Consider the following 13,823-nt stretch of genomic DNA (forward strand, 5'->3'; position numbering starts at 1 on the left):
GCAGGCACCGTGCGCATCACGCGCCGGCACGTCGGCACCTCGGCCACGGCGAGCGCCGCAGGCACCTCGCACCATCCGACGCTGGAGGCGAAACACCATGAGCGAGACCGCTCGCAAGCCCGTCCACCTCGCGGTCTACGACACCTACGCCGACTGGGAGACCGGCCACACCACCGCGCACCTCACCCAGCGCGGCCACGTCGTGCGGACGGTCGGCTTCGCCGCCGGAGCACCGGTCACCACCATGGGCGGCATCCGCATCCAGCCTGACCTGGGCCTGGCCGATCTGCGACCGGAGGACTCCTCGCTGCTGATCCTCACCGGGGCGTCCCTGTGGGACGCGGGCGACGAGCTCGCGCCCTTCGCGGCGAAGGCACGGGAGTTCCTGGCCGCCGGCGTGCCGGTCGCGGCGATCTGCGGCGCCACCGCCGGACTCGCCCGCGAAGGCCTGCTGGACGACCGCGCCCACACCAGCGCGGTCTCCTTCTACCTGGCCGAACAGCCGGGCTACGGGGGCGCCGGGAAGTACGTAGAGGCCGACGCGGTGACCGACAGGGACCTGATCACGGCGGGCCCGACGGAACCGGTCGCCTTCGCCCGCGAGGTCTTCGCCCGCCTGGACGTCTACAAGCCGGACGTCCTGGACGCCTGGTACGGGCTCTTCCACCACTCGGACGAGAGCGCGTACCCGGTCCTGATGGCGGCATCGGCGGCGGGCGATGCCTGAGTCTCCGCCGCTCGGGTCCCCGCGGACCCGGCAGGACCTGCTGAGCCGCACCGCGCTCGGGGTGTTCCGGCTGAACGGCCAGTTCCTCTCCCTCTCCGAGGAGCTGGCGCGGCCCGCCGGGCTGACCGCCGCCTGGTGGCAGGTGCTCGGGGCGGTGCTGCGGGAGCCGCTGCCCGTCGCGGGGATCGCCCGGAGCATGGGGATCACCCGGCAGAGCGTCCAGCGCATCGCGGACCTGCTGGTCGCCAAGGGCCTCGCGGAGTACGCGCCGAACCCGGCGCACCGGCGGGCCAAGCTGCTGCGCCCGACGGAGGAGGGCCGCGCGGCGGTGGACCGGATCGCTCCGGGCCACTCGGCCATGGCCGCCCGTCTCGCGGCGGAGCTGGGGGACGCCGCCTTCGCGGAGACGGTGCGCGTCCTGGAACGGCTGGCCGCGGCGCTGGACACGCTGCCCGCACCGCGCGACCCGTCGGACGCGTCCGACGGGTCCGACGGGTCCGATCTCACCTCCGCGTCCGACCCGTCCGACCTGGCCCCCGCGTCCGGCCCGTCGGCCTGAGTGAGCCGGGCCCGAACCCCCGTGGTTCGGGCCCGGCTCACGGTTCTGAACCAGCCCACGGCTCGGGCCCCGTCCGGTGCTCGGGCCCCGTACGGTGTCCGGGCTCGGTCCTGTGTTCGAGCCCGGCGGGGCCGGCCGGGAGGCAACCGGCGGGCGCCCCCGACCGTCCTTCCCAGCGGAGCTGTTCGGCCAGCAGGGGAAGGACCACCCGGCCATGGAACAACTGCATCCGCACGACCCGCACCGCATCGGCCCCTACCGCCTGTTGTCCCGGCTCGGCGCCGGCGGCATGGGCCAGGTGTACCTCGCCCGCTCCGACCGCGGCCGCACCGTGGCGGTCAAGCTGGTCCACCCCGGGCTCGCCGCCCACGAGGAATTCCGCATCCGGTTCCGCCAGGAGGTCGCCGCGGCCCGCCGGGTCGGCGGCGAATGGACCGCCCCGGTCCTGGAGGCCGACACCGAGGCCGCGACCCCCTGGTTCGCCACCGGCTACGTCGCCGGACCGAGCCTGCGCCGGGTCGTCGCCCACGACTTCGGCCCGCTGCCGGACCGCTCCGTACGGATCCTGGCCGCGGGCCTCGCGCACGCCCTCCAGGACATCCACCGGGCCGGCATCGTCCACCGCGACCTCAAGCCCTCGAACGTGCTGATCACCCTCGACGGCCCCCGCGTCATCGACTTCGGCATCGCCCGCGCCCCCACCGGGTACGACGCCGGCCTGACCCGGGTCGGCGAAGTCATCGGCTCCCCCGGCTTCATGGCCCCCGAGCAGATCCGCGGCGAGCCGGTGACCGCCGCGTGCGACGTCTTCTGCCTCGGCGCGGTCCTGGCGTACGCGGCCACCGGACGGCTTCCCTTCGGCGATGCGGAGCAGCCCGGCGGCCTCGCGGCGCTCCTGCTGCGCAGCACCGAAGCGGAACCCGACCTGGCCGGCGTACCGGCGGAACTGCTCGGCCTCGTGCGGGACTGCCTGCACCGGGACCCGGGCGCGCGGCCCGGGCCCGCCGAGGTGCTGGCCCGGGTCGGCGCGGACGACACCGTGGCCGACGGCAGGGCCCTGGAGCCGTGGCTGCCGAACGCGCTGGTGGCCCGGCTCGGGCGGCACGCCGTGCAACTGCTGGACCGCGAGGACGCCGGGCCGGACCGTGCGGTGCCGGCGCCGCCTCCGCTGCCGCCCTCCTATTCCGCGTACCCACCGCCGGAGACGGAACCTCCGCCCAGGCCCTGGACGGCGTCCACCGCCCTGCTCCTCGCGGTGGCCGCGGTCGTCGCGGTCCTGTCCGCCGGCACGGTGTACGCGGTCATGAGCGGGGCCGAGGATCCGCGGCCGCCCGTCACGAACTCCCGTACGCCGGTGGCGACGGGCTCCGGGCCGGATTCCGCTCCCGCTTCCGCTTCGGCTTCGGCCTCGGCTCTGGGGTCCGCTTCGGGCGCCGCTTCGGGGTCCGCGCACGGGGCCGGTCCCCTCCCCGAGGACTACGTCGGCACCTGGCAGGCCGTCCGCGGCAGCCAGACCTGGCGGCTCACGCTCACCCGCGGCGGAGTCGGCGAGCAGGTGATGTCCCTGGCCGTCCAGGACCCCGGATTCGCCTGCGCCTGGACCGCGGCCCTGCGCAGCGCTCCGGACCCCGGCCACGACCCCGACACCGGCCCCGACCTCGTGGAGTTGGACGCGTCCACCGTCACCTCCGGGGCCCCTCCGACCTGCACGGCGGGCGGCCGGAGCCGGCTGCGACTGCTGCCCGACGGCACCCTGCGCAGAGAGCTCGCGGGCAGCGACAGTCCCCCGCTCGACTACCGCAGGCAGTGAGCCGTACCGGTTTGTGTCGAGGTCAATAAGCCTGCAGGCAAAGCTTGTTGCCGCAGACGGCGCTGTCGGACACTGCGGCACATGGAGCCGTTGAGCGTAGTGGCACGACTGTGGGAGCGGATCGGGGCACGCGACTGGGAGGGCGTGGCCGGGCTCATCGCCGAGGACGCCGTCATCGAATGGCCCGTGAGCGCCGAGCGGATCGTCGGGCGCGCCAACTTCATCGCCGTGAACAGCGACGACGCGGACTCGGACGAGAAGCCCGTGAGGGTTCTGCGGATCCTGGCCGACGGGGACCACGTCGTCACCGAGGTGGAGGTGCCCCAGGACCACGTCCTCTACCGGGCCGTCTCCCTGTGGACCGTGCGCGACGGGGAGGTGGTGGAGGCGAGGGAGTACTGGACCAGCCCCGGCCAGGACCCCGCCCCGCGCTGGCGGGCCGGGTACGTCGAGCCCCTGGCGGCGGACTGAGCCCTGCGGTGTGCACGGGCGGGGTCTGCGGTGGCTCTGGAGTATGCCCGGTCATACCTGAGAGCTACGTACGCAGACGGCTCCGTGGCGGGACGCCGACCAGTGGCCGGGATTTCTAACTTCGGTGGTGGAGAAGGGCACTGACGCCCCTTCCGGGACACCGAAGGAACACACCATGGCGACGGGGACGGCACGGGCAGCGGGGACGGCAGGCACGGCGCGGGCAGCTGGCACAGGGGCCGGGCTCGGCTCCGGGAGGACGCGCGGTGCGCGGGGCGGGCGGCTGCGCCGCACGCTGCTGGCCGCAGTGATAGCGGCTGCCGTGATCGTCCCCGTGTCGGCCGCCGCCTCCGCGCAGGCGCCCGCCCCGGCACCAGCCGTGTTCGCCGAGGGCGCCCCGCCGCAGAGCCGCTATGCCGCCAACCGCGACAACATCGCCGAGGCGGTCCGGATGGCCCGGGACGCCGACCGCTCCGGCCGGGCCGGCCGGCTGCGGGCCATGGCGGCGGGCGGCACGGCGCAGTTCCTCGCCTTCGACGGCCGCGGCAGGGGCCGGGCCGTCGAGGTGTTCGGCGAGCTGGAGACCGCCGACCGGATCGCCGTCCTGGTGCCCGGCTCAGACACCACGCTCGACACCTACGAGAGGTTCCGGTCCGGAGCGGTCGCCCTCCAGGAGCGCCTCCGGGCCGATCACGCGCACACCGCCGTGGTCGCCTGGCTCGGGTACGACACGCCGGGCACGGTCAGCACGACCGTACTGACGGCCGGCCGGGCGGACGAGGCAGCAGCCGAACTGGGGCCGTTCCTGCACGGGTTGGAGGGCATGGCCGCGCCCGGCGTGCGGATCTCGCTGCTCTGCCACTCCTACGGCTCCGTCGTCTGCGCGCGGACGGTGACGGGAGCCGCGGTCGGTGACGTGGTCCTCTTCGGGAGTCCGGGCACGGGGGCCGGGTCCGCCCGGGAGCTGCCGACCTCGGCCCGGGTCTGGGCCGGCCGGGGTGACGCCGACTGGATAGCCGGCGTGCCCCACGTCCGGCTCGGCGGGCTGGGCTTCGGCACCGACCCGGTCGACCCCGCTTTCGGAGCACGGGCCTTCGCCGCCGGATCCGGCGGCCACAGCGACTACCTCAAGCCGGGCACCCGGTCCCTCGACGTGCTGGCGGGCATCGTCCTCGGCAGCGCTCCCGTCCGGGAGGCCGGCCGTGCGTGAGCTCCGTGACCGCTGGTCCGCGCTGGCGGCGGGTGTCGAGGCGGCCACGCCGGCCGGCCGGGACCGGGCCGTGGACGCGCTCCGGGCCCTCGCGATCCTGGGCGTGGTCCTCGGCCACTGGCTGGTGACCTCCCTGACCGCCGCCGACGGCGGCCTGGCCGGCACCAGCCCGCTGGCGCACATGCCCTGGCTGGCCCCGGTGTCCTGGGTGTTCCAGACGCTGGCGGTCTTCTTCCTGGTCGGCGGCCATGTCGCCGCTCTCGGGTACGCCTCGGCGCGCGAGCGGGGCATCACGTACGGAGCCTGGGTCGGGCAGCGGCTGGGCCGGCTGTTCCGGCCGGTCGCGGCGGTGCTCGTCCTCTGGACGGTCGTGGCGGGCGGGATGCTCGTCGGCGGGGCGGAGCTCGACACCGTGCGGACGCTGGTGAAGCTGGTCCTGTCGCCGTTGTGGTTCCTGCTGGTGTTCGCCGCGCTGACCGCCGCGACTCCGCTGGTGGCCCGGATGAGCCCGTTGTGGCCGGCCGCCGTGGTGGCGGGCGTCGACCTGTGGCGCTTCGGGCCGGGCGGGCCGGAGTGGATCGGCTGGGTCAACGTGGCCGCGGGCTGGCTGGTCCCCTTCACGCTGGGCGCCGCGTGGTCGCGCGGGGCCCTCGCAGGGCGCGGCCGGCTGCTGCTCCTGGTCGGTGCCGCCGCCGCGGCCACCGCCGCGCTGGTCCTGTGGGGCGGGTATCCGGCGTCCATGGTGGGCGTGCCGGGGGCGGCCGTCTCGAACCTCAACCCGCCGACGCTGGCCGCGGTCGCGTTCGGACTGGCCCAGTGCGGGCTGGCCCTGCTGGCCCGCGACCGGCTGGCCCGGCTGATGCGCAGGCCGACGGCCTGGGCGAAGGTGGCGCTGGTGAACCTGTCCGCGATGACGGTCTTCCTGTGGCACCAGACCGCCATGATGGCCGTCACCGCCGTCGGCCTGCTGGTCCCGGTCCGTCTGCCCGGGCTGCACACCGCGCCCGACTCGGTGGGCTGGATAGCGGCCCGGGTGGTGTGGCTGCCGGTGTTCGCGGCCGCGCTGGGGCTCTGCTGGGCAGCGTTCCGCATCCACGAACAGGCCAGGCGTTCCCGGCCGGCCACGCTCACGGCCGCCCGCTCCGTTCCCGGTACTTCCGTCGAGGAGATCACCCATGCCTAGGCTGACCGGCGTGAACGAGCAGCGTGTGCCTCCGGCCGAGCCGAAGCCCTCCGACCCGGTCAAGGCTCCTTCGCCACGCCTGGCGTTGGCCCTGGAGCTCTTCACGCTGCGGCGCGATCCCCTTCCCCGGATGGGCCGGCCGCGATGGCTGGCCCTGCTGCCGCACGCACTCGTCGGCTATGCGGCGCTGTTCTTCGGCTTCCTCACCACCGAGCAGCTCATGGACCACTACCACGTCAAGGGCGGCCCGCCGCTGGCCGTCGCGCTCCTGACGGCCCTGTCCATCTGGCTCGCGATGTTCCGCCCGATCGCCGCCTGGTGGCTGGGGCTGCTCGCCGCGGGCTGGACCGCCTGGATGATCCACGACACCGTCGGGCAGGGCCAGACCTGGCCCTGGACGCCCGGCGGGACCTTCGCGTTCGCCCCCGTGCTGCTGCTCGTCGCCCTCCGGGTGCCGCCGCGGGTCACCATATGGGTCGTCGGCATCTCCCTCGCCCTCACCGGGGTGGCCGAGGCGGCCTTCCATCCGGACGGCAGCCAGATCTCCTCCGCCGGGGCCGCCGTCCTCTTCGGCTTCGTCGGGCTCCTGGGGTACGCGCTGCGCGCCCTGCGGCTGGCCCGTGGGGAACTGGTCGAGCAGGAGACGCTCACCGCGGAGGAGCGGGCCCGGCGCACCGTGCTGGAGGAGCGCAGCCGCATCGCCCGCGAGCTGCACGACGTCGTCGCGCACCACATGTCGGTGATCTCGATCCAGGCGCAGGTCGCCCCGCACCTCGTGGACAACCCGTCCGAGGAGCTCAAGGAGAATCTGGCGGGCATCCGGGAGAACGCGCTGGAGGCCCTCACGGAGCTGCGCCGGGTGCTGGGGGTGCTGCGCTCCGAGCAGCCCGGTGACCCTGCGGCCCCGCAGCATCCGCAGCCGACGCTGGCCGAGTTGGACGGCCTCGTGGACAACGTGCGGGGGGCCGGGCTGGAGGTCACCACCGAGGTGGCCGGGGTCCGCCGGCCGCTGGCCCCCGGCGTGGAGCTCACCGCGTACCGGATCGTGCAGGAGGCCCTGAGCAACTGTCTGCGCCATGCGCCCGGTTCGCGGGTGGAGGTCGGCGTCGCCTATGGGCCGCGCGAGCTGCACCTGTGCGTCGCCAACAGTGCGCCGACCCGGCCGGCTCCGCCCTCGCAGGGAGCGGGGCACGGGCTGCTGGGGATGCGCGAGCGGGCAGGCATGCTGGGTGGCGAACTGGCCGCGGGCCCGCGGCCCGACGGCGGGTACGAGGTCAGCGCAGTGCTCCCGATGGACCCGCAGAGCCCGCCCGCCGGCACCGGCTCCCGCACCGAGACGAAGAAGGCACCATGAGCACCCCGATCAAGGTGATGATCGCCGACGACCAGATGATGGTGCGGCAGGGCTTCACCGTGCTTCTCAACGCCCAGCCCGACATAGAGGTCGTGGGGCAGGCGGTGGACGGGGCGGACGCCGTCGCGAAGGTCGCCGAGCTGGCCCCGGACGTGGTGCTGATGGACATCCGCATGCCGGGCATGGGCGGCATCGAAGCCACGTCCGTGATCACCCGCGTTCCCGGCGCCGAGGTGAAGGTGCTCGTGCTGACCACCTTCGACCTCGACGAGTATGTGTACGAGGCGCTGCGGGCCGGGGCTTCCGGGTTCCTGCTGAAGGACGCGTCCGCCGATCAGCTCGCGGAGGCAGTGCGGGTGGTGGCGGCCGGTGAGGCGCTGCTGTCGCCGAACATCACGAAGCGGCTGATCACGGAGTTCTCCCGGCTGGGGGCGCCGCGCGCGCCGTCGCGGGCCCGGATCGACGTGCTGACCGAGCGGGAGACCGAGGTGCTGTCGCTGATCGCCCAGGGCCTGTCGAACGCGGAGATCTCCGAGCACCTGGTCCTGGCCGAGCAGACGGTGAAGACCCACGTGAGCCGGATCCTGGTGAAGCTCGGTCTGCGGGACCGCACGCAGGCGGCGGTGTTCGCGTACGAGAGCGGGCTGATCCGTCCGGCGGGCTACTGACGGACCCGTGTAGTACTTGAGAGGGACCCGGAGAAATCCCCATCAGCGGCGACGCGGGCGAAGGCGGTGCAGACCTACGGTGGTGCCTATGACCGAGACGACCACCGGGGGGACAGCCCGGACGCCTGAATTCCGACTGGCATCGGAGGTGATCGCGACCTTGCGCCAGGACCTCGTCACCGATGCCTTCGCCTACCGGCCGCTGCCGCCGGCGGAGGCCCTGGGGCGCTTCTCGCGACGGCTCCCCAAGGCGATACGACGGCATGCGCCGTGGCGGGCGCATGCGGCGGTGGGGGCCCTGGCCTTCGTCGCCGTGCTCTTCACCATGGACGGGCAGTCGAGCTACCTGGGCGATCTGGGGCAGCTCGTCATGGGGCTGATAGCCGCGGTTCCCGTCCTCATGACGCTGGTGCGGCCGGTCGGGGCGTGGTGGGCGGCCGTCGCGATGACGGTGGTGCTGGCCGCCCTCGGCGGGGGCGTCAGCTGGCCGTGGACCCCCGGCGCCTTCTTCTCCTACATCGTGGTGATGGTCGTCGTCACCCTGCGGACCGGGCCCCGGGTGGCGGCGTGGATGTGGGCGCTGACCCTCCTGCTGGGCGCCGCGATCTCCGTGGTGTTCACCGGCGAGTGGGGGTCGAACGCGCCCGAGATGGCGGTGACCTCGGCGTTCGCCCTGGTGATCGCGGGCAGCATCCAGATACGGCGGCACGCCAAGGCGGAGGTGAGCGCGCAGCAGGAGGTCACGGCCGTCGAGCGGGACAAGCGGACGCTGCTGGAGGAGCGGACGACGATCGCGCGGGAGCTGCACGACGTGGTGGCCCACCACATGTCGGTGGTGGCGATCCAGGCGGAGGCCGCCCCGTACCGCGTGAAGAACCCGCCGCCGGAGCTGGAGGCGGCGTTCGTCACCATCCGGGAGAACGCGGTGGCGGCCCTGACGGAGCTGCGGCGGGTGCTGGGTGTGGTGCGCTCCGCCGACTACGAGGCGCCGGACGCCCCGCAGCCGACGCTGGCCTCGCTGGACGGGCTGCTGGCCAATGTGCGCGAGGCGGGGCTGAGCGTGGAGAAGACGATCACGGGTGCGGTGCGGGAGCTGCCGCAGGGTGTGGAGCTGTCGGCGTACCGGATCATCCAGGAGGCCCTGAGCAACACCCTCCGGCACGCGCCGGGCGCGTCGGCCGGGGTCGAGGTCTCGTACGTGCTGGGCGGCCTGGGCATACGGGTCGTCAACGAGGCGCCGACCGGGGACGTGCGGCCCTCGCCGGGGGCCGGCCACGGGATCACCGGGATGCGGGAGCGGGTGGCCATGCTGGAGGGGGAGATGACGGCCGCTCGGACGGAGTCCGGCGGGTACGAGGTCGCGGTGTTCATCCCGGTGCGCAACCGACCCGAGCCGGTGCCCGAGCCTCAGGAGGGGTCGGCATGACGATCAGGGTGCTGATCGTCGACGACCAGATGATGGTCCGCGAGGGGTTCTCCGTTCTGCTGAACGCCATGGACGGCATCGAGGTGGTGGGCGAGGCGGTCGACGGCCGGGAGGCCATCGCGCAGGTGGCGGCGCTGCGGCCGGACGTGGTGCTGATGGACATTCGGATGCCGCAGATGAACGGCCTGGAGGCCACGCGGGAGATCGTGGCCTCGGACACGGACGCGAAGGTGCTGGTCCTGACGACCTTCGACCTCGACGAGTACGTGTACCAGGCGCTGCGTGCGGGGGCGTCGGGGTTCCTGCTGAAGGACGCTTCGGCCCGTCAGCTGGCTGACGGGGTAAGGGTGGTGGCGGCCGGAGAGGCCTTGCTGGCGCCTTCGGTGACGAAGCGGCTGATAGCGGAGTTCTCGAAGATCTCCGAGGCGCGCAGGCTCGCGGATCCGGCGGGGGTGGGCGAGCTGACGGAGCGGGAGACGGAGGTGCTCGTCCTGATCGCGCAGGGGCTGTCGAATGCGGAGATAGCCGACCGGCTGATCGTCGCGGAGTCCACGATCAAGACCCATGTGAGCCGGATCCTGGTGAAGCTGGGCCTGCGGGACCGGACGCAGGCGGCGGTGTTCGCCTATGAGACCCGTCTGGTGACACCGGCCTGATCCGGGGGCGGAGCGCTTAGTCTGCGGGGATGGGCTTTGATCCGTGGGATGCCGCGTTCGTCGCCGATCCGTACCCGGCCTACCGGGAGTTGCGGGAACGGGGGCGGGCCATCTGGTGGGAGGCCACCGGGCAGTGGCTGGTGCCGCACTACGCCGATGTGAGCGCCCTGCTGCGGGACCGGCGGCTCGGCCGCACCTACCTCCACCGCTTCTCGCACGAGGAGTTCGGGCGCGAGGCGCCGCCGCCGGAGCACGAGCCGTTCCATGTGCTCAACGGCAACGGCCTCCTGGACCTGGAGGATCCCGCGCACGCGCGGGTGCGCAGGCTGGTGGCGAAGGCCTTCACCCCGCGGACGGTGGAGCGTCTGGTGCCGGCCGTGCAGCGGATGGCCGGGGAACTGGTGGGGCGGCTGCTCGCGGACGGCGGCGGGGACCTGCTCGCGACGGTCGCCGAGCCCCTGCCGGTGGCCGTGATCGCGGAACTGCTGGGTGTGCCCGAGTCGGACCGTGCCCTGCTGCGGCCCTGGTCGGCGGACATCTGCGGGATGTTCGAGCTGCGGCCCGACGAGGAGACGGCGCGGCGCGCGGTGCGGGCCAGCATCGACTTCAGCGCGTACCTGCGGGAGCTGATCGCCGAACGGCGGGCCCGCCCCGGCGAGGACCTGATCTCCGGGCTGATCGCCGCCCACGACGAGGAGGGGCGGCTCAGCGAGCAGGAGATGGTCTCCACCTGCGTCCTCCTGCTGAACGCCGGACACGAAGCCACCGTGAACACCACGGTCAACGGGTGGTGGGCGCTGCTGCGCCACCCCGAGCAGCTCGCCGCGCTGCGCTCCGGCCGCGATCCGGAAAAGTTGTCCACAGCTGTGGATGAACTCATGCGCTACGACACTCCCCTGCAGATGTTCGAGCGCTGGGTGCTCGACGACATCCGCGTCGGCGACACCGACATCCCCCGCGGGGCCGAGGTGGCGCTGCTCTTCGGGTCCGCGAACCGTGATCCCGCGCGCTTCGAGGACCCCGACGCCCTCGACCTCGAACGGGCCGACAATCCGCACCTGACCTTCGGGGCCGGGATCCACTACTGCCTGGGGGCGCCGCTGGCGCGACGCGAGCTGGAGGCCTCCTTCGGAGCGCTGCTGGCGGACGGCGTCCCGCCACTGCGGCTCGTCGAGGAGCCGCAGTGGCAGGACGGGTACGTCATCCGCGGGCTGAAGAGCCTGCTGGTGGAGTTCTAGGCCGTCATGTCACGGCGGCGCAGGGCGGCGAGGCCGGCTGCCGTCAGCGCCGCCGCCAGGGCGGTCAGGGCCAGGAGCGGGACCCAGGACACCGGCTCCGCGCCCGGGAGCCGGGGCAGGTGGGCGAAGGGCGAGAGGTTCAGGGCGGCCTGGGGGAGGTTCAGCGCCGGGCCGATCCAGCCCAGGGCCAGAGCGCTGCCGGCCACCGCCCAGGCGGCCGCCGCGTACGCGGGGGCCGCGCCGTGGAGGAGCGCCGCCAGCGCCCCGATCACCCACACCGCCGGGAGCTGGGCGAGGGTGGCCGCGACCGTTGCCCTCATTTCGCCGCCGTGCCCGAGGCCGAGGCCCAGCCCCGCCAGCAGCAGCATCAGCGCCGAGCCCGCAAAGGCGACGGCGAGGTGGCCGCCGGCCCAGCGGAGCCGGCCGACCGCGTTCGCCAGCAGCGGTTCCGCCCGCTGCGCCGACTCCTCACCGCTCAGGCGCAGGACGGCCGATACCGCGTACAGGGCGGCGACCATGCCGAACAGGCCGGCCATCGTGGCGAGGAAGGCGTCGGTGAGCCCGCCCTGCCCGCCCATCCGCTCGATGATCTCCCGCGTCCTGTCGTTGCCGCCGACCAGTTCCGCGGCGCCGTCCGCCATCCCGCCGAAGACCGCACCGGCCACGAGGAAGCCCGCGCTCCAGCCCGCGAGGGTGCCGCGCTGCAGCCGCCGGGCCAGCGCGCCCGCCGTGCCCAGCCGTCCTTCGGCCGGACCCGGCCGGGACGGAAGGAAGCTCATCCCCAGGTCGCGGCGTCCGGCCAGCAGGTACCCGGCCGTCACCAGCACCACGACGGCCGCCGCGAACAGCAGGAGCACCCACCGGCGCTCACCGGCGAAGGCCCGTACGTTCTCCACCCAGCCGAGCGGCGAGGCCCAGGTCAGGGCGGAAGCGCCACCCGCCGTACCGGCGTCGCCCGCGGCCTTGAGGACGAAGGCCGCGCCGAGCAGCGCGGCCGTGCACCCCTTGGCGGCGCGGGCGCTCTCGGTCAGCTGGGCGGCGACGGCGGCCGCACCGGCGAAGAGCATGCCGGTGCCGGCGAGGGCCAGGGCGAGCGCTGCCGCGCCCGCCGCCCCCTGCCCGGCGAGGCCGGCGGCGACGAGCAGGCCGACACCGGTGTTGGCCACGAGGGCGGCCAGCAGGGCCGCGGTCAGCGGGGCCCGGCGGCCCACCATGGCCGCGGAGAGCAGTTCCTGACGGCCCGTCTCCTCCTCCTCGCGGGTGTGCCGGACCACGATGATCAGGCTCATGACAGCCGCGAGGACCGCGCCGAAGACCCCGGCGCGCCAGGCGGTCAGGGCGCCGAGGGAGTCGCCGAAGACCGGGCCGTACAGGGCGCGCAGGGAGCCGTTGGCGTTCATCGAGGTGGCGGCCTCGGCACGTTCGGCGGCGGTGGCGTACACGCTGCCGAGCGATCCGGGCATGCTCACCACCAGGAGTGCGGTCACCAGGATCCAGACCGGCATCATCACCCGGTCGCGGCGCAGGGCCAGCCGGAGCAGTGCGCCGGTGCCCGCGAAGCCGCTCGGTCGTCGCCTCATCGCGTGCCTCCCGCGCCGCCGTCGGTGTAGTGGCGCAGGAAGAGCTCTTCGAGGGTGGGCGGGGTCGCGGTCAGCGAGCGCACGCCCGACGCGGCGAGGGAGCGCAGTACGGCGTCCAGCTTGTCGGTGTCGGCCTGGAGCCGGACCTTCAGCCCCCGCACTTCGACGTCGTGCACGCCCGGCAGGTGGGCGATGCCGTTCGGCGGGCCGGCGAGCTCGGCTCTGATCGACGTACGGGTGAGGTGGCGGAGTTCGGCGAGGGTTCCGGTCTCCACGGTGCGGCCCTGGCGGACGATGCTGACGCGGTCGCAGAGCGACTCGACCTCACTGAGGATGTGCGAGCTGAGCAGGACGGTGCGCCCGGCGGCGCGGGCGTCGGCGACGCAGCCCTGGAAGACCCCCTCCATCAGCGGGTCGAGGCCGGAGGTGGGTTCGTCGAGGATGAGCAGTTCGGCGTCGGAGGCGAAGGCGGCGACGAGGGCGACCTTCTGCCGGTTGCCCTTGGAGTACGTGCGCCCCTTCCTGGTCGGGTCCAGCTCGAACCGCTCGACGAGCTCGGCGCGGCGCGCCCGGTCGAGGCCGCCGCGCAGCCGCCCGTACAGGTCGATGACCTCGCCGCCGGAGAGGTTGCGCCACAGGGTGACGTCTCCGGGGACGTAGGCGATGCGGCGGTGGAGCGCGACCGCGTCGGCCCACGGGTCACCGCCGAGGAGCTCGGTGGCGCCGGAGTCGGCGCGCAGCAGTCCGAGCAGGACCCGGATGGTCGTGGACTTGCCGGCGCCGTTGGGGCCGAGGAAGCCGTGGACCTCGCCGGTGGTGACCGAGAGGTCGAGTCCGTCCAGTGCGCGCGTGCGGCCGAAGGCCTTGTGGAGGCCGACGACGCTGATTGCCTTCGTCATGTTTCCGAACGTACGCTTATTTCATAAGTTTGTGAAGATTGG

At 73.9% G+C, this 13,823-nt stretch carries 13 protein-coding genes; 11 read left to right on the forward strand and 2 right to left on the reverse strand.

Going from position 1 to position 13,823, the window contains the following annotated elements; translation table 11 throughout:
• Positions 1-97 precede the first annotated feature (97 nt).
• The 11 genes from AB0O53_RS05125 (at position 98) to AB0O53_RS05175 (ending at position 11,302) form a co-directional block, all read left to right on the forward strand.
• Positions 98-727, forward strand: a complete 630-nt coding sequence (locus tag AB0O53_RS05125) for a DJ-1/PfpI family protein (protein ID WP_350990042.1) — start codon at positions 98-100, stop codon at positions 725-727.
• Positions 720-1,286 carry a MarR family winged helix-turn-helix transcriptional regulator gene (locus tag AB0O53_RS05130; RefSeq protein ID WP_365193311.1) on the forward strand — a complete coding sequence of 189 codons (567 nt, stop codon included), beginning with the start codon at positions 720-722 and terminating at the stop codon, positions 1,284-1,286. The genes AB0O53_RS05125 and AB0O53_RS05130 overlap by 8 nt, the downstream gene beginning before the upstream one ends.
• A 214-nt stretch (positions 1,287-1,500) precedes the next feature.
• On the forward strand, positions 1,501-3,096 hold the full coding sequence (locus AB0O53_RS05135) for a serine/threonine-protein kinase (RefSeq protein ID WP_365193313.1): 1,596 nt from the start codon (positions 1,501-1,503) through the stop codon (positions 3,094-3,096).
• Positions 3,097-3,177: 81 nt separating this feature from the next.
• The gene (locus tag AB0O53_RS05140) at positions 3,178-3,567 is read left to right on the forward strand and encodes a nuclear transport factor 2 family protein (protein WP_350990048.1); all 390 of its coding nucleotides are present in this window, start codon (positions 3,178-3,180) and stop codon (positions 3,565-3,567) included.
• Between the two features lie 322 nt (positions 3,568-3,889).
• On the forward strand, positions 3,890-4,777 hold the full coding sequence (locus AB0O53_RS05145) for an alpha/beta hydrolase (RefSeq protein ID WP_365193315.1): 888 nt from the start codon (positions 3,890-3,892) through the stop codon (positions 4,775-4,777).
• Positions 4,770-5,960 carry an acyltransferase family protein gene (locus tag AB0O53_RS05150; protein ID WP_365193317.1) on the forward strand — a complete coding sequence of 397 codons (1,191 nt, stop codon included), beginning with the start codon at positions 4,770-4,772 and terminating at the stop codon, positions 5,958-5,960. Before AB0O53_RS05145 ends, AB0O53_RS05150 begins: the two co-directional genes overlap by 8 nt.
• 10 nt (positions 5,961-5,970) lie before the next feature.
• Positions 5,971-7,314, forward strand: a complete 1,344-nt coding sequence (locus tag AB0O53_RS05155; RefSeq protein ID WP_365193319.1) for a sensor histidine kinase — start codon at positions 5,971-5,973, stop codon at positions 7,312-7,314.
• Positions 7,311-7,982, forward strand: a complete 672-nt coding sequence (locus tag AB0O53_RS05160; protein ID WP_350990055.1) for a response regulator — start codon at positions 7,311-7,313, stop codon at positions 7,980-7,982. Before AB0O53_RS05155 ends, AB0O53_RS05160 begins: the two co-directional genes overlap by 4 nt.
• 88 nt (positions 7,983-8,070) lie before the next feature.
• Positions 8,071-9,408, forward strand: a complete 1,338-nt coding sequence (locus AB0O53_RS05165) for a sensor histidine kinase (RefSeq protein WP_365193321.1) — start codon at positions 8,071-8,073, stop codon at positions 9,406-9,408.
• Entirely contained in the window at positions 9,405-10,064 is a 660-nt protein-coding gene (locus tag AB0O53_RS05170) for a response regulator (RefSeq protein WP_266499048.1), read from the forward strand. Before AB0O53_RS05165 ends, AB0O53_RS05170 begins: the two co-directional genes overlap by 4 nt.
• A gap of 29 nt (positions 10,065-10,093) precedes the next feature.
• On the forward strand, positions 10,094-11,302 hold the full coding sequence (locus AB0O53_RS05175) for a cytochrome P450 (RefSeq protein ID WP_365193323.1): 1,209 nt from the start codon (positions 10,094-10,096) through the stop codon (positions 11,300-11,302).
• On the opposite strand, the gene AB0O53_RS05180 is transcribed toward AB0O53_RS05175, so the two are convergent.
• Positions 11,299-12,882 carry an ABC transporter permease gene (locus tag AB0O53_RS05180; RefSeq protein ID WP_365193325.1) on the reverse strand — a complete coding sequence of 528 codons (1,584 nt, stop codon included), beginning with the start codon at positions 12,880-12,882 and terminating at the stop codon, positions 11,299-11,301. The two genes, AB0O53_RS05175 and AB0O53_RS05180, sit on opposite strands and share 4 nt — an antisense overlap.
• Positions 12,879-13,781, reverse strand: coding sequence for an ABC transporter ATP-binding protein (locus tag AB0O53_RS05185; RefSeq protein ID WP_365193327.1), 903 nt, complete (start codon positions 13,779-13,781; stop codon positions 12,879-12,881). The genes AB0O53_RS05180 and AB0O53_RS05185 overlap by 4 nt, the downstream gene beginning before the upstream one ends.
• Between the last annotated feature and the right edge of the window lie 42 nt (positions 13,782-13,823).

The sequence above is a fragment of the Streptomyces erythrochromogenes genome, assembly GCF_040684695.1.
Lineage (GTDB): Bacteria > Actinomycetota > Actinomycetes > Streptomycetales > Streptomycetaceae > Streptomyces > Streptomyces erythrochromogenes_C.